Source organism: Arthrobacter sp. NPDC093128 (assembly GCF_040683875.1).
Lineage (GTDB): Bacteria > Actinomycetota > Actinomycetes > Actinomycetales > Micrococcaceae > Arthrobacter.
In genome coordinates, this window is the sequence record NZ_JBFBEY010000002.1 from 308,123 (window position 1) to 332,970 (window position 24,848).

Below are 24,848 nucleotides of genomic sequence, written 5' to 3' on the forward strand. Positions count from 1 at the left end.
ATGACTGAGAACAACGTTCTGATCCGCCTCTCCGCATCCGCGCTCGCCGAAAAGCTCGCAGCCGGCGAGGTCACCTCCGTTGAGGTCACCCAGGCGTACCTGGACCGCATCGCAGCGGTCGACGGCGGCCCTCGGGGAGTGCACGCCTTCCTGCACGTCAACACGGAGGAGGCGCTCGCCGTCGCCGCGGAGGTGGACGCCATCCGCGCCGCCGGCGGCGCCCCGGCAGCGGAACTCCATGAACTCGCCGGCGTTCCCATCGCCGTCAAGGACCTCATCGTCACCATCGGCCAGCCCACCACGGCCGGCTCCAAGATCCTCGAAGGCTGGTACAGCCCGTACGACGCCACGGTGGTCAAGCGGCTGCGCGACGCCAAGATGCCCATTTTGGGCAAGACCAACCTGGACGAATTCGCCATGGGCTCCTCCACGGAGCACTCGGCCTACGGCCCCACCCGCAACCCGTGGGACCTGGACCGCATCCCGGGCGGCTCCGGCGGCGGCTCGGCTGCCGCCGTCGCCGCCTTTGAAGCACCGCTGGCCCTGGGCACGGACACCGGCGGATCCATCCGCCAGCCCGGCGCCGTCACCGGCACCGTGGGCGTCAAGCCCACCTATGGCAGCGTTTCCCGCTACGGCGCCATTGCGATGGCCTCCTCGCTGGACCAGATCGGCCCGGTCTCCCGCACGGTTTTGGACTCGGCACTCCTGCATCAGGTCATCGGCGGCCACGACCCCTATGACTCCACTTCCCTCCCGGACCCCCTTGAGGATCTGGTGGCCGCAGCGCGGCTGGGCAACGTGGACGGGATGAAGATCGGCATCATCAAGGAACTCCACGGCGAGGGCTACCAGGCCGGCGTCGAGAACCGCTTCAACGAATCGCTGGAGCTGCTCAAGCAGGCCGGCGCGGAAATCGTTGAGGTGTCCTGCCCCAACTTCAAGTACGCGCTGGGCGCCTACTACCTGATCATGCCGTCGGAGGCTTCCTCCAACCTGGCCAAGTTCGACGGCGTCCGGTACGGCCTGCGGGTCCTGCCCAAGGATGCGCCGCTCACCATCGAACGCGTGATGGGTGCCACCCGAGCCGCAGGCTTCGGCGACGAAGTGAAGCGCCGCATCATCCTGGGCACCTACGCGCTCAGCGCCGGCTACTACGACGCCTACTACGGCTCGGCCCAGAAGGTCCGCACGCTGATTCAGCGGGACTTCGAGGCCGCGTTCGCCCAGGCCGACGTGCTGATTTCCCCGACGGCCCCCACCACGGCCTTCAAGCTGGGCGAGAAGCTGAACGACCCCCTGGCCATGTACCTCAACGACGTCGCCACGATTCCGGCCAACATGGCCGGGGTTCCGGGCCTGTCCCTGCCGGGCGGCCTGGCGGATGAGGACGGCCTGCCGGTCGGCATCCAGCTCCTGGCCCCGGCCCGCCAGGATGCGCGCCTGTACCGCGTGGGCGCTGTCCTTGAATCCCTGCTCGAGGCCAAATGGGGCGGACCGCTCCTGGCCCAGGCCCCGGCTCTGGCCACCTCGGTGGACGGGCCTGTCGAGAGCCTTGTCGAAGCCCAGGAGGCAAAATAATGAGCGTTGACGCAACCCTGAGCTTCGAAGAGGCCATGGAGAAGTACGATCCCGTCCTGGGGTTCGAGGTCCACGTGGAACTCAACACCAAGACCAAGATGTTCTCCTCCGCCCCGAACGTCTTCGGCGACGAGCCGAACACGAACGTCAACGAGGTGGACCTGGGCATGCCGGGCGTCCTGCCGGTGGTGAACCGGACGGCGATCGAGTCCTCCATCAAGATCGGCCTCGCCCTGAATTGCACGATCGCCGAGACGTGCCGCTTCGCCCGGAAGAACTACTTCTACCCGGACACCCCGAAGAACTTCCAGACCTCCCAGTACGACGAACCGATCGCGTACGACGGCTACCTGGACATCGAACTGTCGGACGGCACCGTGTTCCGCGTCGAAATCGAGCGCGCCCACATGGAGGAGGACGCCGGCAAGCTGACGCACATGGGCGGCTCCGCAGGCCGCATCCAGGGTGCCGACTACTCGCTGGTGGACTACAACCGGTCCGGCGTTCCGCTGGTGGAGATCGTCACCAAGCCGATCCAGGGCGCCGGCAGCCGTGCCCCGGAACTGGCCAAGGCCTACGTGGCCGCGGTGCGCGAGATCGTGAAGAACCTTGGCGTCTCGGACGCGAAGATGGAACGCGGCAACGTCCGCTGCGACGCCAACGTATCGCTGCGCCCGCACGGCCGCGAACGCTTCGGCATCCGTTCGGAAACGAAGAACGTCAACTCGCTGCGCGCCGTCGAACATGCCGTCCGCTACGAGATCCAGCGCCACGCCGCCGTCCTGGACTCCGGCGAGCCGGTCATCCAGGAAACGCGCCACTGGCACGAGGACACCCGCTCGACGACGTCGGGCCGGGCAAAGTCCGACGCCGACGACTACCGCTACTTCCCGGAACCGGACCTCGTGCCGATCGTCGCTTCCCGCGAATGGGTCGAGGAACTGCGCGCCACGCTGCCCGAGCCGCCGGCCGAGCGCCGCAAGCGCCTGCAGGCCGACTGGGGCTATTCGGACCTGGAATTCCGCGACGTGGTCAACGCCGGTGTGATGGACGAGATCGAGGAAACCATCGCCGCCGGCGCCGCCGCTACGGTGGCCCGCAAGTGGTGGATGGGCGAGATCGTCGGCCGCGCCAAGAACGCGGACGTCGACCCCGGCCAGCTGGGCGTCAAGCCCGAAACCATCGTGGAACTGAACAAGATGGTCGAGGCCGGCAAGATCAACAACAAGATGGCCGCCGAAGTCCTCGACGGCGTCCTTGCCGGCGAAGGCACCCCGGCGGAGATCGTGGAGAAGCGCGGCCTGGCCGTGGTCTCCGACGACGGCCCCCTGCTGGAAGCCATCGACGCGGCACTCGCCGCGCAGCCCGACGTCGCGGACAAGATCCGCGCCGGCAAGCTGCAGGCCATCGGCGCCATCGTGGGCGGCGTTATGAAGGCCACCCGCGGCCAGGCCGACGCCGGCCGCGTCAAGGAACTGATCCTGCAGAAGCTCGGCGTCGAAGGCTGACGCACGCGTTTTAACCCAACTGGGTCGCAGTTCATGTCGTTTAGAACGTAACGACATCTACTGCGACCCAGTTTGGCTTTAAGGACTACTCACATCCCGGCGGTGCCCAACTACCCGTGGTCAGCGGTGCTTCCCGGTTCTAGACTGAAGCTCCAGGGCACAGGTGCCCTGCCCGTGCTGTGGAGGTATGGCCATGTCGGTCCGAGAACCGTTGAGAATCCGCAAGGCCTTGCTGGCCGGCGTGGTTGCGCTGGCGCTGACCGGCACAGGCGTCGCGATTGCCTGGTCGGCCACGGACTCGCCGTCCCCGTCGCCCTCTCCGTCGGAGACCGCCCCCGGGAAGCAGGACAGGAAGCAGGACAAGGCCCAGCGCCCGCAGCACCTGCACAGCGAAAGCGTGGTGAAGAAGGCCGACGGAACGTTCGAAACGATCCTGAGCCAGCAAGGCACCGTGGACGCCGTCAGCCCGACGTCTGTCACCGTGAAAAGCGAGGACGGCTTCACGCAGAGCTACGCAGTCAATGCGGACACGAAAATCATCAAGTTCCCTGCTCCTGCCGCTGACGGTTCAGCCGCAACGGGCGACGACGGCAAGCGGCGGAAGCCGTCGGCGGTCACCATGGCGGAAATCGCCACCGGTGACGCCGTCCGGGTTTCCGGCGGGAAAAATGGCACCGAGGTCACCGCCCGGCAGATCGTCAAGGGAGCGGGAACCGGCCCGGGCCTGGGCTTGGGGAAAGGCCACGGCAAGGGCCTCGCCAAGGGGCACGGTAAGCGATTCCCCAAGTAGCTGGCAGTTAACGTCGTCAAAACGCGGAATGGCGACGTTAAATGCGAGTCAGTTGGGCCGGGCGCGCAGCGTCAGTTGGGTTAAGGGGACACCAGTCCGGCCATGATGTCCTCCAGGGCCTCGCAGACCATCATCACCGAGGTCCGCTTGAGGTTTTCCGGGCGGGCCAGGATGTCGATGCGGCGGCGGGTGCTGATGCCCTGCAGCGGCCGCAGGACAATCTCCGGATTCAGCACCGGCCGTGCGGTATGCCGCGGCAGCAGCCCGATCACGCTGCCGGTTGCCACCAGTCCCGCCACGGTGGAGTAGTCGTTGATCCGGTGGACAATGTTCAGTTCCCTGCTGGACACGGCCGCGACGGCGGACAGCACATCCGCGGGGGAGTAGCCGGTGTGGCTGGTCACCCACGGTTCGCCGACGACGTCGTGCGCCGTCAGGATTTCCTTGCCCGCCAGCCGGTGCCCGGCGGACAACGCCACGTCCAGCGGCTCGTGCGCCAGCGGGATGACGGCCACCCGCTCCTCCGGCCACCGTGGGCTGTGGTCCATGCGGTGTGCCAGCACCAGATCGTAGCGCGCAGTGAGCGCCGGGAAGTCCTGCTGGGCCACATCCTCGTCCGAGAGCAGCACCCGGGGTTTGTCGGGTGAGTCCAGCAGCCGGGCCAGCGGTGCAAACAGTGCCTGCCCGGCGCTGTGGAAGCCGCTCACCGTCACGGGGGCCACCGTGGAGCCGTGGTACGCACCGATCGCCATCCGGGCGTCCGCCATGGCGCTCACGACGGCGGCCCCGGCGTCGGCCAGTGCCTGGCCGGCCTCGGTAAGCACCAAATTCCGCCCCTCCTTGCGGGTCAGCGGCACGTCGACGCTTCGCTGCAGGGCCGCCAGTTGCTGGGATACGGCCGAGGGCGTGACCAGGAGTGTTTCGGCGACCGCCTTGACGCTGCCGAGGGCGCCGAGTTCCCGAAGCATTTCGAGCTGATGGATTTCCATGCACCGAGTCTATTGCTTAGAAATCGCTAAATCGTCGATTGAGAAAAATTCGGTTGTGCTAATGCTTCTTTGTGGTTCTAATGAAGGGAGTCACCCGCAACACCGAGAGTAAGGAAGCCAATGAAGGCTCTGTACAAGGCCGGCGCACACGCCGGATTTGAGCTGGTGGACCGCCCCGAGCCGGAAACCGGCCCCGGCGACGTGAAGATCCGCGTGATGACCACCGGGATCTGCGGCACCGACCTCCACATCCAGTCCTGGGACGCGTGGGCGCAGGGCATCATCCAGGCACCCCTGATTGCCGGCCACGAATTCTATGGCGAAGTGGTGGAAACCGGCGAGGACGTCATGGACGTCAAAGTGGGCGACCGCGTCTCCGGGGAAGGGCACATCGTCTGCGGCATCTGCCGGAACTGCCGTGCGGGGCGCAAGCAGATGTGCATCCACACCGTCAGCGTCGGCGTCCAGCGTGACGGTGCCTTCGCCGAATACGTTGTCATCCCCGAGACCAACGTCTGGGTCCATCAGGACCCTTCGGTCACTCCCGAACTCGGAGCCATCTTCGATCCGTTCGGCAACGCCGTCCACACCGCCCTGAGCTTCCCGCTGGTGGGCGAGGACGTGCTGATCACCGGCGCCGGGCCCATCGGACTCATGGCCATTGCCGTGGCCCGCCACGCCGGCGCCCGGAAGATCGCCATCACGGATGTTTCGGCACCGCGCCTGGCACTTGCCCGCCGGCTCGGCGTGGACCTCGCCATCGACGTGTCAAAGATGCGCGTCAAGGATGCCCAGCGCGAACTGGGCATGCGCGAGGGCTTCGACATCGGCATGGAAATGTCCGGGCACCCCACCGCCCTGCCGGAGATGATCGACAACATGAACCACGGCGGCCGGATCGCCATGCTGGGCCTGCCGAGCCAGTCCATCGACATCGACTGGGGCAAGGTGGTCACGCATATGCTGACCATGAAGGGCATCTACGGCCGCGAAATGTTCGAAACCTGGTACGCCATGAGCGCCATGCTGTCCTCCAACCCGGTGTTGCACGCCAACATCTCCGCAGTGGTGACGGACACCCTGCCCGCCACGGACTGGGAGAAGGGCTTCGAGGTTGCCCGCGCCGGCGTGGGCGGCAAGGTTGTCCTCGACTGGACCGTCTTCTAGCCGTTCCGCCACCGGCCGCCGTACCGCCACCACCCGCATACTTCCACTTCCGCTGAGGAGCGCACCCCATGTATTCAGCCATCAAGGACCAGCTGCAGAACGAGCTGGACGAGATCCGCACCGCGGGCCTGTTCAAGACCGAACGCCACATCGACTCGCCGCAGGCCAGCCACATCACGGCCGGCCAGATCGGCGAGGCGGGCGCCAAAGTACTGAACTTCTGCGCCAACAACTACCTGGGACTCGCGGACCACCCGGACATCATTGCCGCCGCGAAGGAAGCCATGGACGAGCGCGGCTTCGGCATGGCCAGCGTGCGCTTCATCTGCGGCACCCAGGACCTGCACCTGGCGCTGGAGGCGCGTGTCTCGAAATTCCTGGGCACCGAGGACACCATCCTGTTCTCCAGCTGCTTCGACGCCAACGGGGGCGTGTTCGAGTCCCTCTTCGGTCCCGAGGACGCCATCATCTCCGACGCACTGAACCACGCGTCCATCATCGACGGCATCAGGCTCTGCAAAGCACAGCGGTTCCGCTACGCCAACCGCGACATGGCGGACCTCGAAGCGAAACTGATCGAGGCCACCACGCAGGAGAAACCGGCCCGCCGGAAGATCATCGTGACGGACGGGGTCTTCTCCATGGACGGCTACCTGGCTCCGCTCGAGGCGATCTGCAACCTGGCCGAAAAGTACGATGCCCTGGTGATGGTGGACGACTCACACGCCGTGGGCTTCATGGGTTCCACCGGCGCGGGCACCCCCGAGCACGCCGGCGTCAGCCACCGGGTGGACATCTACACCGGCACGTTCGGCAAGGCGCTGGGCGGCGCCTCCGGCGGCTACGTCTCCGGCCGCGCCGAAGTGGTGGCCATGCTCCGCCAGAAGGCGCGCCCCTACCTGTTCTCCAACTCGCTCGCGCCTGCCATCGTGGCCGCCACGCTGAAGGCCCTGGACCTGGTGGAGAACTCCGCCGAGCTGCGTTCGAAGCTCTTCGCCAACGCCGGGCAGTTCCGGAGCCGGATGGCGGCGGAAGGCTTTGAGCTTCTCGACGGCGAGCACGCCATCGTGCCGGTGATGTTCGGCGATGCCGTGATGGCCGCGAAGGTGGCCGACCGGATGCTCCACCACGGTGTGTTCGTGACCGCGTTCAGCTACCCGGTGGTGCCCAAGGGCGCCGCCCGGATCCGGGTCCAGCTCTCCGCGGCGCACAGCGCGGACGACGTCGAAGCCTGCGTCCGGGCGTTCGTCGACAGCCGCAACGCGGTGGGGTCCTAAGATACTGACGTGACGTCCTGACGGGTGCAAGGATGGAGGCATGTCAGCAAATTACGATGTGGTGATTGTGGGCGGCGGCATTGCCGGGCTGTCCCTCGCCTCCGCCCTGGCCGGTAAATGCAGTGTGGCGCTCGTCGAGGCCGAACAGTCCCTGGCCTACCACACCTCAGCCCGGTCGGCCCGGCAACTGATCCCCAGCTACGGGCCCGTGGTGGTGCAGGAGCTGACCCTCCGCACGCTCGGGCTGATCGCGGCACGGGACGCGGAGCTGCCGGAGCCCGTCCTGTCGCCGCGCAGCTTCATGCTGATCGGCGACGAGGACACAGTGCGGGAGGAAGCCAGCGGCCACATGCACCGGATCCCGCATGCCGAGGCCCTGGAGCTGTGCCCGGTGCTCGATCCCGGATTCTTCACCGCCGCCGGCCTGGACACCGGTTCGTTCGCCTGCAACGCCCCCGTGCTGCTGGAGGACCACCGGCAGCGGGCCGAAGCCGGCGGGGTGGACATCATCACCGGGGCCAAGGTCCATTCCGCCCAGCGGCTCGGATCCGGCTGGGAGCTGGGCGCCGGCCAGGAGGCCTTCCAGGCAGGCATCGTGGTCAACGCGGCCGGGGCCTGGGCAGATGAACTCGCCGTGATCAGCGGCGTGGAGAAGCTCGGACTCCAGCCGTACCGCCGCACGGCGGCGATTGTCGACGTCGAGCGTTCCCTCCCCGACGCCTGTCCCATGGTGGCGGCTGCCGACGAGTCCTTCTACTTCCGCAAGGAAGGGGACGACGTGCTGATTTCGCCGTCGGAATCGGTACCGAGCGGTCCGGAGGATGCGAAACCCTACCCCGGCGACGTCGAGGCGCTGGTGGCGCGGCTCAACGCGGTGACCACGATGGGCATCAGGGGCGTGAAGTCTGCGTGGACCGGCCTCCGCACGGAAGCCGCCGACGGCGTCCCGGTGGTGGGGTTCGACGCCGAAGCCACCGGGTTCTTCTGGCTCGCCGGTCAGGGCGGTTACGGTTTCCAGACCTCGTCCGGCATTGCGGAACTGGCTGCGGAACTGATCCTGGCCGGCCCGTCCGTGGGGCAGCGTGCCTGGGACGAGGAAACCGGGCTAAGTCCGGCATCCCGGACAGCGGCGGCCCTGGCCGCGACCCGCTGGTCCATCCGGCACTGAAGAATGGACTCATGAGCACCCTCATCACCAATATTGCCGAGCTGATGACCCAGGACGCGGAACACCGCGTCCTCAACGACGCCGCCGTTGTGATCGAAGGCGAACGCATCTCCTGGATCGGACCGGCCGCCGCCGCACCGGCAGCCGACGACGCCGTGGACGCCGGCGGCCGGGCGCTGCTCCCGGGCTGGGTGGATTCGCACACGCACCTGATCTTCGCCGGCGACAGGACCGCGGAGTTCGAGGCCCGGATGGCGGGGGAGAGCTACAGCGCGGGCGGGATTGCCGTGACCACGGGAGCCACCCGGAGCACAAGCGACTTCGACCTCACCCGGCTGGCCCTGGGCCGGGTGGCCGAGGCCGTCTCGCAGGGAACCACCTACCTGGAAACCAAGACCGGCTACGGCCTGGACCTGGAGAACGAGGCGCGGAGTGCCCGGATTGCCTCCACGGTGGCTGACGAAGTGACCTACCTCGGCGCCCACCTGGTCCCGGCCGGCGCCGATGCCGACGACTACACTGACCTGGTCTGCGGACCCATGCTGGCGGCCGTCCGGCCCTATGTCAGCTGGGCGGACGTGTTCTGCGAGCAGGGGGCTTTCAACGAAGGGCAATCCCGCCGCGTCCTGCAGGCCTGCAAGGACGCCGGCCTGGGCCTGCGCGTGCACGGCAACCAGCTCGGCGAGGGCCCCGGCGTGCAGCTGGCCGTGGAGTTCGGTGCGGCCAGCGTGGACCACGTGAACTACCTGTCCGCCGCGGACATCGAAGCGCTGGCCGCCAGCTGGGCCGGGTGGCAGGATGCCGGAACGCGGGGAACCGTGGCCACGTGCCTGCCGGCCTGCGACCTCTCCACGCGCCAGCCGCTTGCCCCCGGCCGCGAACTCCTCGACGCCGGGGTGCCGATAGCCCTGGCCTCCAACTGCAACCCCGGCACCTCCTACACCAGCTCGATGGCGTTCTGCGTCACCACCGCCGTGCTGCAGATGCGGCTCAGCGTCCACGAGGCCGTCCGGGCCGCGACCTTCGGCGGCGCGCTTGCGCTGCGGCGGGAAGTGGGGAACGACGCCGACGGCGAACGGGCGGTGGGTTCGGTCGCCGTCGGCCACCGCGCGGACCTGCACCTGCTCAACGCCCCCTCCGCCACGCACCTGGCCTACCGGCCGGGCATCCCGCTGACCCACGCCGTCTGGCGGGCGGGCGTCCGGGCCCGCTGATTTGAGGGCCCCCGACGCCGGCGGCGCTAGAAGACCATGGGCGGGGCGTCCAGGACCGTCTCGTCCACGCGGCGGTCCACCCACTGGCTGAACGGCTTGTCCAGCTCATACTTGCCGACGTCGGTGCGCACCAGGGTACGCACTTCGGCATTGTCCGGGTTGTTGAGGGACTCGAAATACTCCACGGACCAGTGGAACCAGCGCATGCAGAACAGGCGCATGGTGAGCCCGTGCGTCACGAACAGCGCGTTGGCGGCGTAGTCCGGCCGTGCCCAGTGCCGGTGGAGCGTTTCCATAAAGGAGGAGATCCGGTCGTAGACATCGGAGCCGGATTCGCCTTCACGGAACCTGTAGAAGAAATGGCCGTACGCGTTGCGGAGTTCCTTCTGGTCCTCGATGTCCCCGGCGATCTGGAAGTTCGCCCAGTCCTGTTCGCGGAGCCGGGGTTCCTCGATGACCCGCTCCACGAGGGATCCCAGGTTGAGTGCCTCGAGGGTCTGGTAGGCCCGGAGGTAGCGCGAGACGTAAACACACACCTGCTGGCCGTCCAGTGCCCGCCGGACCTGCTCACCGGCGGCCTTCGCCTGTTCCAGGCCAAGGTCTGTCAGCGGAATCCGGTAGTCGGGAACCCGGTTATAGATGGAGGTGTCGGCATTGGCGGCGGACTGGCCGTGCCGCATCATGATTATTTTCCCGGGCGCACTCATAAATTCCAAGCATAGGCCCGGGCAGGGGAGCCGCCGCGGAGGGCCGGCACGCCGCGGACAGGAAAGAACCAGAAAGTGGAGGCAAGATAGGAACATGCTGGTTCCCTCCCGCCGTCGTCTGCGGATTGAAGTCTGGATTGTCCTGGGTCTGTCGCTGGGGCAGTCCGCCGTGTATTCGGTGGTGCAACTGCTGGACAAGCTCACGCGCGCACCCCTGGCGGAGGGCACGTCCACCCTGAACCGCTCGCAGAGCACCCGCGAATACTTCGACCTCACGTACCAGCTGCTGGACATTGTGTTCGCACTGGTGCCGGTGCTGCTGGTGATCTACTTCCTCACTGAGCACCGGCCGGCAGGGGAGTCCGGCGCCTCAGCCTTCCGCAGACTGGGTTTCAACTTCGCCCGTCCCGGCAAGGACCTGCTGCAGGGGCTGGGCCTCGCCGCACTGATCGGCATTCCGTCCCTGGGGCTCTACGCCGCGGGCCGGGCGCTGGGCATCACCACCGCCATCATTCCCAGCGCACTGGACGCCTACTGGTGGACCATCCCCGTGCTCATCCTGTCCGCCGTACGGCACGGCATCGTCGAGGAAGTCATCGTGGTGGGGTACCTGCTGGACCGGCTCGGCAAATTCGGCTGGAGCATGCCACTGGCCATCTTTGCCAGCTCGATGCTCCGGGGCAGCTATCACCTTTACCAGGGCTTCGGCCCCTTCATCGGCAACGCCGTGATGGGTGCTGTGTTTGCCTGGATCTACACGAAGACCCGCCGCGTGATGCCGCTGGTGATCGCCCACGCGCTGCTGGATATCGTGGCCTTCGTCGGCTTCAGCCTCTTCGGCAAGGCCATCGGGCTGGGCTAGCGTGCGTTAAAAGGATTCGGCCGCTATCGGTGGGTGACGTCCTTGGCACCCGCTGATAGCGGCCGAAGTTCAGGGGCAGCACACTGCCCGTGGCCCGAAACGGACCACACGGTGGATCAGGATCAGATGATGACTGCCCCGGAGGCGGTTTCGAAAGTGACGGAGAGGATTCCCGGCGTCCCGTGCGGGGCGACCCAGTTCACTGCAACATCCTCCAGCGGCCTTTCCACCGGTTCGCCCAGCCACTCCGTGACCCGCTCCGCAGAGCCGGCAATGGTGAGGCTGGACATCTTGACGTTGCTTGCGTAGGCGTTGGACGGGTGAAGGCCCGGATCGCCTTCCCACTTGAGCATGTACGGCACCTGCGGGTCTGCAATGAGGCCCAGGATGCCGATCTGCTTCCAGACGAGTTCGCGGCCGTCGGGGAACTTGCGGTTGCCGTTGACGGCCGAACGGCCGAGGCGTTCTTCGAACGGTGCCAGGTCGTCCACTTCGACGCACCAGCCCATCCAACCGCCGCCTGCTGCCGAGCGGGCCCGGACAGCCTGTCCGAAGGGAGCCTTGTCGGAAGCCGGGTGGTCCAGGACCTCCACGACCTCCAGGTATTTGTGCCCGGCGAGCGGGATAATCATGTTGCGGGTGCCGAAACGGGGGTGCACCCCGCCCTTTACGGCTTCGACGCCGAGGGCGGACGAAATACGTTCGGTGGTGGCTGCCAAGCCATCCTGTTCACAGGCGTAAGAGACGTGATCCATGCGCATGCCATCATCTTGGCACTTTGTGATGGAGCTCTCAGCTAAGGTTCCCCTAACCTTGATGGGATGTCCCGCCGGGCCAGCCTGAAGCCCACGAAAATCACACGGCTGACGTCCTTCGTCACAAAGCTGTTCAGGTGCATCTTCGCGTTCCTAGACTGGGCCCAGGTCATGAGCGCCAGCATCAAGCCCCGGCTTGCTGGCCGGCAACCCTCGTTCCGCGGTGGGGTGCCCCGGGTGAAGACCTGGCCCTCCGGCATCCGCCGGGCGGCAAGCGCGGCACCGGTCCTGCCAGGGCATGTCCTGCCTCCGGCACAGGTGCCCTTTTCACGAAGGAGCTTCCCGATGTCCAACGCCTGGTCATTCGAAACCCGCCAGATCCACGCCGGCCAGGAACCGGACAGTGCCACCGGTGCCAGGGCACTGCCGATCTACCAGACGACGTCGTTCGTGTTTCCGAGCGCCGAAAGTGCAGCCAACCGCTTTGCGCTGGCCGAGCTTGCGCCCATTTACACGCGGATCGGCAACCCCACCCAGGACGCCGTTGAACAGCGCGTGGCCAGCCTCGAAGGTGGCCTGGCAGCCCTGCTGCTCAGCTCGGGTCAGGCTGCCGAAACGTTCGCCATCCTCAACGTCGCCGAAGCCGGCGACCACGTGGTGGCCAGCCCCAGCCTCTACGGCGGCACGTACAACCTGCTGGCCCACACCCTGAAGAAGTTCGGCATCTCCGTGACGTTCGTGGAGGATCCGGACAACCTGCAGCAGTGGAAGGACGCAGTCCGGCCCAACACCAAGCTGTTCTTCGCCGAGGTGGTGTCCAACCCCCGCCAGGACGTCCTGGACATCGAGGGGGTCTCGCGCACCGCCCATGAAGCCGGCGTGCCGCTGATCGTGGACAACACGCTGTCCACGCCGTACCTCATCCGGCCGCTGGAGTGGGGCGCGGACATCGTGGTCCACTCGGCGACGAAGTACCTTGGCGGCCACGGCAGTGCGATTGCCGGAGTGATCGTGGACTCGGGCAACTTCGACTTCGGCAAGGACCCGGACAGGTTTCCGGGCTTCAACACCCCGGATCCCACCTACAACGGACTCGTGTACGCGCGGGACCTCGGGGCGGAGGGTGCCCTGGGGGCGAACCTCTCCTACATCCTCAAGGCGCGCGTCCAGTTGCTGCGCGACCTGGGCTCGGCCGTTTCCCCGTTTAACGCCTTCCTCATCGCCCAGGGCCTGGAAACCCTCAGCCTGCGCGTTGAGCGTCACGTTGCCAACGCAGTGAGCGTCGCCGAATGGCTCGAAGCCCGGTCCGACGTCGAATCCGTCGCCTATGCGGGGCTGCCGTCCAGCCCCTGGTTCGAGCGCGGCCGCAAGTACGGGCCCAAGGGGACCGGCGCCATCGTCTCGTTCAACATCGCCGGCGGGGCCGAGGCCGGCAAGCGGTTCGTGGACGCCCTGGAACTTCACTCCCATGTGGCGAACATCGGTGACGTGCGCTCCCTGGTCATCCACCCGGCGTCGACCACGCACAGCCAGCTGACAGCCGAACAGCAGGCCGTGGCGGGCGTGACGCCGGGTCTGGTCCGGCTCTCCGTGGGGCTGGAGCACATCGATGACATCATCGCCGACCTCGACGCCGGTTTCCGCGCCGCCAAAGGCGCCTAAGGGAGCGGCGGCGGCTGCCCGGGAGGGCCTGCCGCCGCGGTGCTGACCCCGTATGACTCCCGGCGCCTCGACGCCGGGAGTCATATTGGTGTCACAATCTTCGCCATTGCCGGGACGCATTTCGTAGACTCACTACAGGTCATGAGTGCCAGCGACAGCCCCGGCTTGCTGGCCGGCAACCCTCCTTACGCGGCGGGGTGCCCCGGGTGAAGACCTGGCCTGCCAGCCAGTTGGCGGCGGGCAAGCGCGAAGAAGAGGTCCTCAGATGACGATTGCCGTCACCCGCAGCGGTGTACCCGAAACAGACGTTCACGAAGTGAAAACCAACGCAGTTCCTGATGGCACGGTCAAGTTCCTGAGCATCGGCGGCCTTGACCTCGAAGCGGGAGGGCACCTGCCCGACGTCACCCTCGCCTACGAAACGTGGGGCACGCTGAACCCGGACCGCTCCAACGCCGTGCTGGTGCAGCACGCGCTGACCGGCAGCACCCACGTGACAAGGGGGGCCGGCGACGAGGAAGGCTGGTGGGAGCAGCTGGCCGGTCCGGGCGCGCCGGTTGATACGGACAAGTACTTCGTGATCTCCATTAACATCGTGGGCGGCTGCTACGGCTCCACCGGCCCCTCCACTCCTGCCCCGGACGGGAAGCCGTGGGGCTCACGCTTTCCACTGGTCACCCTGCGGGACACGACGGCGGCCGAGGCCCGGCTGGCAGACGCCCTGGGCATCGGGAGCTGGTACGCGGTGCTGGGCGGATCGATGGGCGGAGCCCGTGCCCTGGAATGGGCTGTCAGCTTCCCGGACCGGGTCCGGCGCTGCGGCGTGATTTCCATTGGCGCCAGCAGCACCGCCGAGCAGATCGCCTTTGCCCAGGCGCAGACCCTCGCCATCCGCCAGGACGTCAACTTCAACGGCGGCGACTACTACGGCGGCCCCGAGCCGGAAGCCGGCCTGGCCCTTGCCCGCAGGATTGCGCACATCACGTACCGCTCCGCGAACGAGTTCGAGACCCGCTTCGGCCGCAGTGCCCAGGGCGGCGAAGCACCGCTCCAGGCAGTCTCGCTGGGGGATCGCGGCCGTTACCAGGTGGAGAGCTACCTGGACCACCAGGGCACCAAGCTGGTCCGGCGGTTCGATGCCAACAGCTACATCGCCATCACGGAAGCGCTCATGAGCCACGACGTGGTCCGGGGCCGCGGCTCGCTCAAGGAAGCGCTGGCACAGTCCACGGCGGAATTCTTCATTGCCGCCGTGGACACTGACCGGCTGTATTTCCCCGCCCAGTCCCACGAACTGGCGGCTGCGCTCCCGGGTGAAGTGCCGGTCCACGTGATCGAGGCACCCATTGGCCACGACGGATTCCTGACCGAGATCGGCCAGCTCAACACCCAGCTTCGTCAGAACTTCTTCGCGTAGCCCGTCGGCCCAATGTGCATTTATGCAGAGCTGTCCTGCAGAAAATGGCGTTGAGCCTGCGGCAATGTGAGCCCATACTCTAGGGGACCGGCGCGTTGGTGGTGCACATCACACGCGTCCGCTACGGAATGGTCCACATGGTGTCGACGGAGACGCCGAAGGAGTTCACAATGAGCACACAAAACTCTGCCGCAGGGCGCACGGATGAGACTGACGTCAAGGCCTCCGGGCTGAAGAAGGTGGTAACGGCCTCGATGGCCGGCACCGTTGTTGAATGGTATGAGTTCTTCCTCTACGCGTCCGCGGCCACCCTGGTCTTCGGCAAGATGTTCTTCCCCAATTCCGGCACGGAACTGGACGGGATCATTGCCGCCTTCGTCACGTACGCGGTGGGCTTCGTGGCCCGCCCCATCGGCGGCATCGTCTTCGGCCACTTCGGCGACAAGTTCGGCCGCAAGCAGCTCCTCCAGCTGAGCATCATCCTGGTGGGCGTCTCTACCTTCGCCATGGGCTGCCTGCCCAGCTTCGCCCAGATCGGCTACTGGGCTCCGGCCCTGCTGGTGTTCCTGCGCTTCGTGCAGGGCTTCGCGGTCGGCGGTGAATGGGGCGGCGCAGTGCTGCTCGTGGCCGAACACAGCCCCAGTAAGTCGCGCGGATTCTGGTCCAGCTGGCCGCAGTCCGCCGTTCCCATGGGCAACCTCCTGGCCACCGGCGTGCTGTTCACGCTTTCCTCGACGCTGTCCTCCGCCGACTTCCTCGGCTGGGGCTGGCGCGTGGCCTTCTGGCTGTCCGCAGTGATCGTCATCGTGGGCTACTACATCCGCACCAAGGTCCAGGATGCCCCCATCTTCCTCGAGGCCCGCAAGGAAGTCACCGTGGAAAAGAAGGGCTACGGCGTGGCCGAAGTCTTCCGCCGTTACCCGCGCGGTGTGTTCACTGCCATGGGCCTGCGCTTCGCGGAAAACATCCTGTACTATCTCGTGGTCACGTTCTCCATCACCTACCTGAAGGTCGTGGTCCAGACAGACACGTCCAGGATCCTGCTGCTCCTGCTCGTGGCCCACTTCATCCACTTCTGCGCCGTGCCGATGGTCGGAAAACTGTCGGACGCCTTCGGCCGCCGCCCGGTATACATGGCCGGAGCGATCCTCGGCGGCACCTGGGGCTTCTTCGCCTTCCCCATGATGGACACCGCCAATGACCTGGTCATCCTCGCGGCCATCACCATCGGACTCCTGTTCCACGCACTGATGTACGCCGGGCAGCCGTCCATTATGGCCGAGATGTTCCCCACCCGGATGCGGTATTCGGGCGTATCACTGGGCTACCAGGTCACCTCGATCGTGGCCGGTTCGCTGGCGCCGATCATCGCCACCGCACTGCTCAGCAGCTTCAAGTCCTCCACCCCGGTGGCGCTGTACCTGCTGGGCGCCTGCATCGTGACGGCGATTTCCGTGTACTTCCTCAAGGAGACGCGCGGCATTTCCCTCCACGACGTCGACGCCGCGGACGCCCAGGGCACGGCGGACCTCCTTGCCGCCGGCAAAAAGTAAGAGCAAGGAAACAGCCTCCATGCGAGCAGCAGTCCTCTACTCCACGGTTCCCGCCGGAACCGGCTACACCGAAGCCCGTCCGCTGCTGATCCAGGAACTGGACCGGCCCGAACCGCGGCCGGGCGAGCTCGGCGTCACCATCACCTACTCCAGCCTGTGCCACTCGGACCTTTCGGTGGTGGACGGCTCCCGCGTCAGGCCACTGCCGATGGCGCTCGGCCATGAGGCCGTGGGGCGGGTGGTGTCCGTCGGCGAGGGCGTCGACGACGTCTCCGAAGGCGACCACGTGGTGCTGGTCTTCGTCCCCAGCTGCGGAAACTGCCGGGCGTGCCGCGCGGGCCGCCCGGCCCTGTGCCACCGCGCCGCGGAGGTCAACGGCTCAGGTGACCTCCTGCACGGTGAGGCGCTGCTGCGGACACCGGCGGGGGAGCGGATCAACCACCACCTCGGGGTGTCGGCCTTTGCGGACTATGCCGTGGTGGCCCGGGAATCCGTCGTGGTGATCGGCGACGACGTCCCGGACACCGTTGCGGCCATGTTCGGCTGCGCCGTGCTCACCGGAATGGGAGCCGTGCTGAACACTGCGGCGGTCACCGCGGGGCAATCGGTGGCCGTTTTCGGACTCGGCGCCGTCGGGCTCTCCGCCGTGATGGCGGCGTCCTTGGCCGGTGCCGCCGCCGTCATTGCCATCGACCCCAACGAAGGCAAGCACCAGCTCGCCCTGGACTGCGGTGCTACGGCCGTGGGCACCCCGGGCGACGCCGCGCGGCTGGTCGCTGAGGCGACCGGCGACGGCGTGGACGTCGCCGTCGAGGCCGTGGGGTCCGCCGGGGTGATCGCATCGTGCCTGGACCTCGTAACGCGCGGCGGCGCCGTCGTCTCCGTCGGCCTGCCGAAACCGTCCGCGGAACTGACGGTGGGGGCCTTGCAGTTTGCCGGTGCCGGGAAACGGCTGCTCGGTTCCTACATGGGAGATGCCGTCCCGGAACGGGACATTCCGCTGTATCTTGACCACTGGCGGGGCGGGCGGCTCCCCGTGGAACTGTTGCACACGGACACCAGGCCGCTGGCCGAAATCAACGAAGGCCTCGATGCACTGGCAGCCGGCGAAGTGGTGCGCCGGCTGTTCCAGGCCTAGTGTCAGGCTGCCAGGATTTCCTGGCGGCCTGACACTTCGGCCTTGAGCGCATCCACCACGGCCCGGACGGAAGCCGAGCGCAGCGACTCCGGACGCGCCACCGCCCAGATGGGGAGCTGGCGCTGGAACAGCTCGGGCAGCACCGGCACGAAGTCCGGGTTGTCCGCCACCATGAAGTTCGGCAGCAGGCCGATGCCCGCGCCGCAGCGGACAGCCTCCACCTGGGCGAACACGCTGGTGGCCTGGAAGCTGGACTTGGGCGCGGGCAGCTGCGAAGACCGGTGCCCCAGCTCCGCGACCTGTAGCGCCGACTCCACGTAGGACACAAAGCCGTGATCCCGCACGTCGTCCAGGGCCGCCGGCAGCCCGCGGGACCGGACATAGTGCGGGCTGGCGTAGAGCCGCAGGAAATAGTTGGTGAGGAAGATGGGCTGCGCGTTGGTGACTTCCATCCGGCCCACCACCACTTCCAGGTCCACTCCGGACCGGTTCTGGCTGACCTTGCGGGTGGCGCTGAGCATCTCGACGTTCAGCAGGGGATTGGCCTGCTGCAGGCGGACCAGCGCCGGCGCGACGAATTCCGCCCCGAATCCGTCGGAGGTGCTGATCCGGACCAGGCCGGAGAGCGATGCGTCGCCGTTGCTGAGGGCTCCGGCCAGCGACCCCAGCGTCGACTCGATCGCCTCGGCGGCTGCAACGGCCTGGCTGCCGAGTTCGGTCAGTTCCCAGCCGTGCGGGCTGCGCTCCAGGGTCCGTCCGCCCAGCTGCTTGTCCAGCGCCAGGATCCGGCGGGAAATCGTGGTGTGCGTGGTGCCCAGCGTCTCCGCGACGGCGTTGAACCGGCCCAGCCGGGCAACGGTCAGCAGGATCAGCAGGTCATCCGGACTCGGCAGCCGGTTCAAATCCATGGTTCAGCCTTTTCGGATCAGTGTGCATCAATGCACATGCCGTCTGTAATTTTTCCCCTTGATTGCACTGTAGCAGGGTGTGATGGTGGACACGGAACATCGGCCGCATCGGCCGGCACACGAAGCAAAGGAGCTTTCGCCATGGCAGTAGTCGCTTGGATCGGTCTCGGGAACATGGGTGGGTCCATGTCGGCAAACCTGGTCAAGGCCGGGCATGACGTCCGCGGATTCGACCTCAATCCCGAGACGGTGGCCGCTGCCGAGGCGGCCGGCGTGAAGCCCGTGGCTAGCCTTGCCGCTGCGGTGGACGGGGCCGACGTCGTATTCACCATGCTGCCGAAGGGCGAGCACGCCCGTGCCGTGTACCTGGGCGAGGACGGCGTCCTTGCCCATGCCGATACCCGTACGCTGCTGGTGGATTCCTCCACCATTGATATTGCCTCCGCCCAGGCGCTGCACGACGCCGCCGCTGCCGCCGGCTTCCGGTTCGTGGACGCCCCGGTCTCGGGCGGCATGAGCGGCGCAAAAGCCGGAACACTCACCTTCATGATCGGCGGCGAGGCGGGCGCCGTGGCCGACGCCACCGAATACATCCGCCCCATGGCCGCCAACGTCATACCCACCGGCGGCGCCACCACGGGGCAGGCAGCGAAAATCTGCAACAACCTGATGCTCTTCATCAACCTTGCCTCCACCGCCGAGGGAGCCGTCCTCGCCGAGCGCCTGGGCCTGGACAAACAGGTTTTCTGGGACATCGCCTCGGTGTCCTCGGGTGACAGCTGGGCCCTGCGGACCTGGTATCCGGTAGGCGGTGTGGTTCCCACCGCCGCCTCCAACAACGGCTTCGCCCCCACTTTCACCACCGAGCTCGCCAACAAGGACATCGGCCTGGCCATCAGCGCCGCCCGCGACACCGGCACCCCGCTGGAAATCGGCGAGCACGTGCAGACCCTGTTCCAGCGCCTCATCGATTCCGGCCAGTCCGGCAAGGACTGCTCGATGATCATCAAACTCGTCGACGGCTCCCTCGAGACCTCCAACTAGCCCCAGCCGGCCTTACGAACAGGACATTCCCATGCAACGCATTCCGCACTTCATCAACGGCGCCCTGATCAGCGACGCCGACCGCTTCGGCCCCGTTTTCAACCCCGCCACCGGCGCCCAGGAAAAGGAAGTGGCCCTGGCCTCCGCCGCCCGCGTGGAGGAAGCCATCGCCGCCGCACAGGCCGCCCTGCCGGGCTGGCGGGCCACCAGCCTGGCCAAGCGCACCAACATCTTCTTCCGAGTCCGCGAAATCCTGACACAGCGCAAGTCCGAGCTGGCAGCCATCCTGACCAGCGAACACGGCAAGGTGCTCTCCGACGCCGAGGGCGAAATCTCGCGCGGCCTGGAAAACATCGAGTTCGCCACCGGGCTTTCGCACATGCTCAAGGGCGAACGCTCAGAGCAGGTTTCCAGCGGCGTGGACGTCCACTCGGTGCGCCAGCCCGTGGGCGTGGTCGCCTGCATCACCCCGTTCAATTTCCCCGCGATGGTGCCGCTCTGGATGATCGGCAGTGCGCTGGCCTGCGGCAACACCGTGCTCCTCAAACCCAGCGAGAAGGACCCGTCGTCGGCCGTTTTCATCGCTGAAGTCTTCGCCGAGGCGGGCCTGCCGCCGGGAGTCCTGAACGTTGTCCACGGTGACAAGGAGGCCGTGGACGTCCTGCTGGAGCACCCGGGCGTGAAGGCTGTCAGTTTCGTCGGATCCACTCCCATCGCGCAGTCCATCTACAAGCGGGCGGCCGACCATGGCAAGCGCGTCCAGGCGCTGGGCGGCGCCAAGAACCACATGGTGGTCCTGCCGGACGCGGACCTGAACATGGCGGCAGACGCCGCCGTCTCAGCAGCGTACGGCTCCGCGGGGGAGCGGTGCATGGCCGTCTCCGTGCTCGTGGCGGTGGGCAACATTGCCGACGACCTGGTGGAGGCAATTTCCACCCGGATGGCTGACCTCAAGATCGGCCCCGGCACGGACCCGGCCTCGCAGATGGGTCCCCTCATCACCAAGGAACACCGGGACAGGGTGGCCTCCTACGTTGCCGGCGCCGCCAACGAAGGCGCCACCGTAGTGGTGGACGGCCGCGAGCAGGCGTTCGACTCGGACGGCTTCTTCATCGGAGTCAGCCTCGTAGACCACGTCAAGCCCGGCATGAAGGTGTACGACGACGAAATCTTCGGTCCCGTGCTCTCGGTGGTCCGCGCGGACAGCTACAGCGACGCCGTCAGGCTGGTCAACGATAATGAGTTCGGCAACGGCGTGGCCATCTTCACGCGCGACGGCGGGGCGGCCCGCCAGTTCGAGTTCGACGTCGAGGCCGGCATGGTGGGCGTCAACGTGCCCATTCCGGTGCCGGTGGGGACGTTCTCCTTCGGCGGATGGAAGAACTCGCTGTTCGGCGACACCCACATGTACGGCCCGGACAGCATCCGCTTCTACACCCGCGGCAAGGTGGTGACCACGCGCTGGCCGGATCCCTCCACCTCCGTGATTGACCTCGGCTTCCCGCAGGTCGACTAGGCGCCAGGCAGGGCCCCTATTTTGTCAGAGCCTCCCGGCAGACTTCAGCCATGGAAGGCAACGGCGGGCGTGTTCGATGGCCTGCAGCGAAGCCTCCAGGCTGAAGCCGGAATCCCAGCCGATGAACTGGGCAAGGGGGTTGCCGCGCAGATCGCCTTGGCCCGGCGTGAATCCCCGGCCCGCGGCGGCCGGCTGCTGGGACTGGCCAAAGCCCTCGTAACCGAAATGCCCCACACCCTGGCTGCCCTGCAGACCGGGCAGCTGAATGAATGGCGCGCCACGCTCCTGGTAAAGGAAACAGCGTGCTTGTCCGCGGCGGGCCGGTGCGCGGTCGATGAACAGCTCGCCGCGGACTCCGGAGCGCTGGCGGGCGCCGGTGACCGGACCATTGTCGCTGCGGCACGGGCGGCGGCCTATCGGCTGGATCCGCGCTCCGTCGTCAACCGTGCCCGGAACGCAGTGGCCGACCGGCACGTGAGCCTGCGCCCGGCACCGGACACCATGACCTATCTGACTGCCCTGCTCCCGGTTACCGCCGGCGTGGCCGTCCACGCGGCGCTCAGCCGGCAGGCTGACACCCTGCGCTCGGGCGGAGATGGCCGCTCCCGCGGACAGATCATGGCCGATGACCTGGTTGAAAGGATCACGGGCACCGCCGGCGGGATCGCCGGCATTGAAATCCAGCTCATCATGACCGACCGCACCCTCTTCCAAGGCGACAGCGAACCAGCCCGCCTCCCGGGATATGGCGTCGTCCCGGCGTCCTGGGCAAGAGCGGCAGTCACACTGTTTGAGGAAGGCCCAAGCGGCGACACGGACTCCTCGGGTGGGTCTCACTCGGCGGGGTCTGACGCGGCGGGGTCTAGCGCAGGCGGGTGTTCGGCATGGCTGCGCCGGCTCTACACGGCCCCCGGGGACCGGTGACCTGATGGCGATGGATTCCCGGGCGCGGCTCTTCCCGCCCGGGCTGCGCCGTTTCATCCAGGCCCGGGATGACACCTGCCGCACACCGTATTGCGATGCGCCGATCCGCCACCACGACCACATCGTCGCGTGGCGCATCGGTGGTCCCACCAGCCACAGCAACGGCAGCGGACTCTGCGAATCCTGCAACCACACCAAGGAATCACCCGGGAATCACCCGGCTGGCGCTCCGAACCACGCCCCGGACCCCGACACACGCTGCAAATCCACACTCCGACCGGTCATACCTACCAATCCACCGCGCCGCCATTGCCGGGGACACCGCCACTGCCGGGGACGCCGGGACTTGGGATGGAGCCGGCGGGCTCGGGGCTGCCCGGGTCGATGCTGTCCGTCAGCCGCCGCCGGAGACGCGAACTACTCCACCGTGCCAAAGTCCTGAAACGTACCCGCGTCAATAACTCGTTGGCGGCCTGACAAGAACCGGGCGGCCTGACCACAACCGTTGCTATCCGGCCCGCCCGCGGGGCACCATCGAGACATGACCAAATACCTCATTTCCTTCCCGAGCGAAGCCATGGTGCTCACCGACGAGGAGTTCCCGATCGTCTCCGCCGAATCCCACGCTGTGATCGAGGAGGCGAAGGCCGCCGGCGTCTATGTATTCGGCGGTGGGATCAAGGAGGAAGCCGCTCCGGTGCTGGTCTCCGCCGACGGGTCGGTGAGCACCGAAATCTATCCGGGCTCCGAGCTCACGGGTGGGTTCCTCGTGCTGGAGCTGCCGACGCGCGAGGACGCGGTCGAGTGGGCGAGGAAGATCGCGGTGGCCTGCCGTTGCTCGCAGGAGCTCCGCGAGTTCGGGTATGACCCGGCGAGCTAGCAATCCTGGCCGAGTACAACTAGCCCTTCATGATCTCGTCGCGCCGGGTCATGTATTCCTCCATGGCGATCTCGCCGTTGCTGTACTGCTGGTCCAGCTCGGCCAGTTTTCGCGCACGGAAACCCTGCGGAGCCGACGGCGGCGGCGGAGTGGCCGGAGCGGACGGCTGCTGCGGTTCCTGGCGTGACTGGTTGGCCGGATAGCCGGGGCTGTCTTCGTACGGCACCTGTCCCGGGCCGCCCGGGGCCGGATACCCGGCGGGCGGGTAACCGGGGTTCTGGTAGCCGCCGGTCGGGTAGTCCGGGTTCTGGTACGGCTGGTCCAATGGGGGCTGCTGCTGTCCGCCGAGTTGGCGGAACCCGCCGCCGAAGTAGTCCTGCTGGGTGTAACCGTCGCGCGGCTGGTTGTTCGGGCGGTCCGGCTGCTGCCCGGGAAACTGGCCCGGGTACTGTCCATTGAATCCTTGGTTTTGGTTCCTGCCCCGGACGGACTTCCGGTACATGCGCATGGCAAAGGGAATCAGGAACGACAGAATGATGATCCAGAAGAACATGTTGCTCACGGTGGACGGCCTCTCAGAAGTGTCCCTTCAGTTTAACCCCCGGCTGCCAAGCCCGGCCCTGTCCGTCGCCGGCGGCACCCCGGCCCGGTAACTTCCGGGCCACTTATTTCCGGACCACCGGCATTTCCAGGAACTTTCCATAGGCCTCAACTGCCTCGTCGACCGCACGGTCGGTGCCTGGAGTGGCGGCATCGCCGGGTTCAGGTCCGGTACGGATGTCCAGCTCGCAGCTGCCGCCGGTCAGGACATGGCGCCAGGAACCGATCATGCGGCCATCCCTCAGCACCACATGCATGGGAGTGTCCCGCTCGGGCAATGCCGGAGCCGTGCCGCCCAGGAAGTGCCGCGTACGGGAATAGCCCATGACGTACTCGTCGTAGCACTGGATGAGGTCGATCCGGGCCGTCCCACCTGCCGCAGGCTCGTGCTGCGAGTCCGGTTTGAAATGAACCTCCGTGCCGTCCAGCGCGGCGGTCTCGAGCGCACCGGGGTCAATTTCCAGCGCCAGTGCCAGCCCGAGCCGGACGTCCGTGACGGTAAGCCCGGACCAGTCGGCGCAGTCCTTGGCGGTGGCGGGTCCGCGGCTTTGGAAATAGCGCCGGACCAGCTCGGCCAGGGCCACCGGGCGGTCGGCCGGGCCGGTTGGTGCTGCCGGAACGCGCTCATCAAAGAGGGCATAGGTCTGGCGCAGCGCGCCGCCTTTGCTGCGGACGGGGGTTCCACTGGTCAGCACCCCGCTGATCTCCGCGTGCATAATCAGGTACGCCAGCTCCAGGCCCTTGCCCGTAAAACCGCTGCGCTGCAGTTCCGCGGCGAGCTCCTCCCGGGTCTTGTGCGCGCCGCCGGCCACGGCACGGGCGAGGACCCGGGCGCTCCGGGACGCCACCGCGGCGTCGATGCCCGTCTGCCGGTACATCCCCTGGTTTCCCTGATGCAGCCGTGGTGCGGACAGCGCCGACAGCCAGCGGAGGTCGTCGCGGTGCACAAAGTGCCAGGTGGGCCGGAGGATGTGGGTCCTGAGGATCCGGCCGTCGGCCACCGCCTGTTCGACGTCGGCAGCGGACGCTCCTGCCGTGCGTTGCGCCAGGGACCAGCGGGCGTAGGGGAATTCCTGGGACTGCACGGCCAGGAGGTTCTTCAGTGCGGCTTCGGGCGTATCCGCATGGGGCGCGCGCAGTTGCTGCCTTCTTAGTCGCAGCCTCACGACGTCGTCGGCGTCCACCCGG

At 67.1% G+C, this 24,848-nt stretch carries 21 protein-coding genes, 1 pseudogene and 2 riboswitches; of the genes and pseudogenes, 16 read left to right on the plus strand and 6 right to left on the minus strand.

The genetic code is table 11. The features are described 5' to 3' along the window. The 3 genes from gatA (at position 1) to AB0N24_RS03255 (ending at position 3,879) form a co-directional block, all read left to right on the plus strand. Positions 1-1,581 (plus strand): Asp-tRNA(Asn)/Glu-tRNA(Gln) amidotransferase subunit GatA, encoded by a 1,581-nt coding sequence (gene gatA / locus AB0N24_RS03245; protein ID WP_364120340.1) that lies wholly within the window; start codon positions 1-3, stop codon positions 1,579-1,581. Further along, a complete protein-coding gene (gene gatB, locus AB0N24_RS03250; RefSeq protein WP_364120342.1) occupies positions 1,581-3,089 on the plus strand; it encodes an Asp-tRNA(Asn)/Glu-tRNA(Gln) amidotransferase subunit GatB in 1,509 nt (502 codons plus the stop codon). The genes gatA and gatB overlap by 1 nt, the downstream gene beginning before the upstream one ends. A 193-nt stretch (positions 3,090-3,282) precedes the next feature. Further along, positions 3,283-3,879 carry a hypothetical protein gene (locus AB0N24_RS03255; RefSeq protein WP_364120345.1) on the plus strand — a complete coding sequence of 199 codons (597 nt, stop codon included), beginning with the start codon at positions 3,283-3,285 and terminating at the stop codon, positions 3,877-3,879. 80 nt (positions 3,880-3,959) lie between these two features. On the opposite strand, the gene AB0N24_RS03260 is transcribed toward AB0N24_RS03255, so the two are convergent. Then, positions 3,960-4,868 carry a LysR family transcriptional regulator gene (locus AB0N24_RS03260; protein WP_214953433.1) on the minus strand — a complete coding sequence of 303 codons (909 nt, stop codon included), beginning with the start codon at positions 4,866-4,868 and terminating at the stop codon, positions 3,960-3,962. Positions 4,869-4,988: 120 nt separating this feature from the next. On the opposite strand from AB0N24_RS03260, the gene tdh reads away from it, so the two are divergent. The 4 genes from tdh (at position 4,989) to hutI (ending at position 9,694) form a co-directional block, all read left to right on the plus strand. Next, entirely contained in the window at positions 4,989-6,035 is a 1,047-nt protein-coding gene (gene tdh, locus AB0N24_RS03265) for an L-threonine 3-dehydrogenase (protein WP_364120348.1), read from the plus strand. 68 nt (positions 6,036-6,103) lie between these two features. After that, entirely contained in the window at positions 6,104-7,312 is a 1,209-nt protein-coding gene (locus AB0N24_RS03270; protein WP_364120351.1) for a glycine C-acetyltransferase, read from the plus strand. Between the two features lie 40 nt (positions 7,313-7,352). Continuing rightward, positions 7,353-8,480 (plus strand): FAD-dependent oxidoreductase, encoded by a 1,128-nt coding sequence (locus AB0N24_RS03275; protein WP_214953427.1) that lies wholly within the window; start codon positions 7,353-7,355, stop codon positions 8,478-8,480. Positions 8,481-8,491: 11 nt separating this feature from the next. Further along, positions 8,492-9,694: an imidazolonepropionase gene (gene hutI / locus AB0N24_RS03280; RefSeq protein ID WP_364120354.1), complete on the plus strand. Its 1,203-nt coding sequence runs from the start codon at positions 8,492-8,494 to the stop codon at positions 9,692-9,694. A 26-nt stretch (positions 9,695-9,720) separates the two neighbouring features. On the opposite strand, the gene AB0N24_RS03285 is transcribed toward hutI, so the two are convergent. Next, a complete protein-coding gene (locus AB0N24_RS03285; protein ID WP_364120357.1) occupies positions 9,721-10,377 on the minus strand; it encodes a histidine phosphatase family protein in 657 nt (218 codons plus the stop codon). 118 nt (positions 10,378-10,495) lie between these two features. Between AB0N24_RS03285 and AB0N24_RS03290 the strand changes: the two genes are divergently transcribed. Next, complete coding sequence (locus AB0N24_RS03290; protein ID WP_364120360.1) at positions 10,496-11,263, plus strand: CPBP family intramembrane glutamic endopeptidase; 768 nt, start codon at positions 10,496-10,498, stop codon at positions 11,261-11,263. A 122-nt stretch (positions 11,264-11,385) separates the two neighbouring features. On the opposite strand, the gene AB0N24_RS03295 is transcribed toward AB0N24_RS03290, so the two are convergent. Next, the gene (locus AB0N24_RS03295) at positions 11,386-12,024 is read right to left on the minus strand and encodes a VOC family protein (protein ID WP_364120363.1); all 639 of its coding nucleotides are present in this window, start codon (positions 12,022-12,024) and stop codon (positions 11,386-11,388) included. 161 nt (positions 12,025-12,185) lie between these two features. Further along, positions 12,186-12,301, plus strand: a riboswitch (SAM riboswitch). Between the two features lie 62 nt (positions 12,302-12,363). On the opposite strand from AB0N24_RS03295, the gene AB0N24_RS03300 reads away from it, so the two are divergent. The 4 genes from AB0N24_RS03300 (at position 12,364) to AB0N24_RS03315 (ending at position 17,788) form a co-directional block, all read left to right on the plus strand. Continuing rightward, positions 12,364-13,680 carry a bifunctional o-acetylhomoserine/o-acetylserine sulfhydrylase gene (locus AB0N24_RS03300; RefSeq protein ID WP_364120366.1) on the plus strand — a complete coding sequence of 439 codons (1,317 nt, stop codon included), beginning with the start codon at positions 12,364-12,366 and terminating at the stop codon, positions 13,678-13,680. 137 nt (positions 13,681-13,817) lie between these two features. Continuing rightward, positions 13,818-13,933: riboswitch (SAM riboswitch) on the plus strand. Between the two features lie 12 nt (positions 13,934-13,945). Then, a complete protein-coding gene (locus AB0N24_RS03305; protein WP_364120369.1) occupies positions 13,946-15,097 on the plus strand; it encodes a homoserine O-acetyltransferase in 1,152 nt (383 codons plus the stop codon). A 170-nt stretch (positions 15,098-15,267) separates the two neighbouring features. Beyond that, positions 15,268-16,650 (plus strand): MFS transporter, encoded by a 1,383-nt coding sequence (locus tag AB0N24_RS03310; RefSeq protein ID WP_364120372.1) that lies wholly within the window; start codon positions 15,268-15,270, stop codon positions 16,648-16,650. 19 nt (positions 16,651-16,669) lie between these two features. Beyond that, a complete protein-coding gene (locus AB0N24_RS03315) occupies positions 16,670-17,788 on the plus strand; it encodes a zinc-dependent alcohol dehydrogenase family protein (protein WP_364120375.1) in 1,119 nt (372 codons plus the stop codon). Between the two features lie 2 nt (positions 17,789-17,790). On the opposite strand, the gene AB0N24_RS03320 is transcribed toward AB0N24_RS03315, so the two are convergent. Next, positions 17,791-18,696, minus strand: coding sequence for a LysR family transcriptional regulator (locus AB0N24_RS03320; RefSeq protein ID WP_364120378.1), 906 nt, complete (start codon positions 18,694-18,696; stop codon positions 17,791-17,793). A gap of 141 nt (positions 18,697-18,837) precedes the next feature. On the opposite strand from AB0N24_RS03320, the gene mmsB reads away from it, so the two are divergent. The 4 genes and pseudogenes from mmsB to AB0N24_RS03340 all read left to right on the plus strand — a co-directional run bounded on the left by mmsB (position 18,838) and on the right by AB0N24_RS03340 (position 23,060). Further along, positions 18,838-19,740 (plus strand): 3-hydroxyisobutyrate dehydrogenase, encoded by a 903-nt coding sequence (gene mmsB / locus AB0N24_RS03325; RefSeq protein WP_364120381.1) that lies wholly within the window; start codon positions 18,838-18,840, stop codon positions 19,738-19,740. A gap of 31 nt (positions 19,741-19,771) precedes the next feature. After that, on the plus strand, positions 19,772-21,256 hold the full coding sequence (locus AB0N24_RS03330; protein WP_364120384.1) for a CoA-acylating methylmalonate-semialdehyde dehydrogenase: 1,485 nt from the start codon (positions 19,772-19,774) through the stop codon (positions 21,254-21,256). 69 nt (positions 21,257-21,325) lie between these two features. Next, positions 21,326-22,657: pseudogene (locus tag AB0N24_RS03335) on the plus strand (DUF222 domain-containing protein). Between the two features lie 64 nt (positions 22,658-22,721). After that, positions 22,722-23,060, plus strand: coding sequence for a transcription initiation protein (locus tag AB0N24_RS03340; protein WP_364120387.1), 339 nt, complete (start codon positions 22,722-22,724; stop codon positions 23,058-23,060). Between the two features lie 19 nt (positions 23,061-23,079). Here the strand turns inward: AB0N24_RS03340 and AB0N24_RS03345 are convergent, their stop codons facing one another. Together AB0N24_RS03345 and AB0N24_RS03350 are read right to left on the minus strand one after the other, a co-directional pair. Then, entirely contained in the window at positions 23,080-23,613 is a 534-nt protein-coding gene (locus AB0N24_RS03345) for a hypothetical protein (RefSeq protein ID WP_364120645.1), read from the minus strand. A 112-nt stretch (positions 23,614-23,725) separates the two neighbouring features. Next, entirely contained in the window at positions 23,726-24,844 is a 1,119-nt protein-coding gene (locus tag AB0N24_RS03350; protein WP_364120390.1) for a winged helix DNA-binding domain-containing protein, read from the minus strand. Positions 24,845-24,848: the final 4 nt, after the last annotated feature.

Excerpts from the sequence above, each read along its gene's own strand:
- gatA (WP_364120340.1), top strand. The coding sequence starts at position 1 with ATGACTGAGAACAACGTTCTGATCCGCCTCTCCGCATCCGCGCTCGCC.
- gatB (WP_364120342.1), top strand. The coding sequence starts at position 1,581 with ATGAGCGTTGACGCAACCCTGAGCTTCGAAGAGGCCATGGAGAAGTAC.
- AB0N24_RS03255 (WP_364120345.1), top strand. The coding sequence starts at position 3,283 with ATGTCGGTCCGAGAACCGTTGAGAATCCGCAAGGCCTTGCTGGCCGGC.
- AB0N24_RS03260 (WP_214953433.1), bottom strand. The coding sequence starts at position 4,868 with ATGGAAATCCATCAGCTCGAAATGCTTCGGGAACTCGGCGCCCTCGGC.
- tdh (WP_364120348.1), top strand. The coding sequence starts at position 4,989 with ATGAAGGCTCTGTACAAGGCCGGCGCACACGCCGGATTTGAGCTGGTG.
- AB0N24_RS03270 (WP_364120351.1), top strand. The coding sequence starts at position 6,104 with ATGTATTCAGCCATCAAGGACCAGCTGCAGAACGAGCTGGACGAGATC.
- AB0N24_RS03275 (WP_214953427.1), top strand. The coding sequence starts at position 7,353 with ATGTCAGCAAATTACGATGTGGTGATTGTGGGCGGCGGCATTGCCGGG.
- hutI (WP_364120354.1), top strand. The coding sequence starts at position 8,492 with ATGAGCACCCTCATCACCAATATTGCCGAGCTGATGACCCAGGACGCG.
- AB0N24_RS03285 (WP_364120357.1), bottom strand. The coding sequence starts at position 10,377 with ATGATGCGGCACGGCCAGTCCGCCGCCAATGCCGACACCTCCATCTAT.
- AB0N24_RS03290 (WP_364120360.1), top strand. The coding sequence starts at position 10,496 with ATGCTGGTTCCCTCCCGCCGTCGTCTGCGGATTGAAGTCTGGATTGTC.
- AB0N24_RS03295 (WP_364120363.1), bottom strand. The coding sequence starts at position 12,024 with ATGCGCATGGATCACGTCTCTTACGCCTGTGAACAGGATGGCTTGGCA.
- AB0N24_RS03300 (WP_364120366.1), top strand. The coding sequence starts at position 12,364 with ATGTCCAACGCCTGGTCATTCGAAACCCGCCAGATCCACGCCGGCCAG.
- AB0N24_RS03305 (WP_364120369.1), top strand. The coding sequence starts at position 13,946 with ATGACGATTGCCGTCACCCGCAGCGGTGTACCCGAAACAGACGTTCAC.
- AB0N24_RS03310 (WP_364120372.1), top strand. The coding sequence starts at position 15,268 with ATGAGCACACAAAACTCTGCCGCAGGGCGCACGGATGAGACTGACGTC.
- AB0N24_RS03315 (WP_364120375.1), top strand. The coding sequence starts at position 16,670 with ATGCGAGCAGCAGTCCTCTACTCCACGGTTCCCGCCGGAACCGGCTAC.
- AB0N24_RS03320 (WP_364120378.1), bottom strand. The coding sequence starts at position 18,696 with ATGGATTTGAACCGGCTGCCGAGTCCGGATGACCTGCTGATCCTGCTG.
- mmsB (WP_364120381.1), top strand. The coding sequence starts at position 18,838 with ATGGCAGTAGTCGCTTGGATCGGTCTCGGGAACATGGGTGGGTCCATG.
- AB0N24_RS03330 (WP_364120384.1), top strand. The coding sequence starts at position 19,772 with ATGCAACGCATTCCGCACTTCATCAACGGCGCCCTGATCAGCGACGCC.
- AB0N24_RS03340 (WP_364120387.1), top strand. The coding sequence starts at position 22,722 with ATGACCAAATACCTCATTTCCTTCCCGAGCGAAGCCATGGTGCTCACC.
- AB0N24_RS03345 (WP_364120645.1), bottom strand. The coding sequence starts at position 23,613 with ATGTTCTTCTGGATCATCATTCTGTCGTTCCTGATTCCCTTTGCCATG.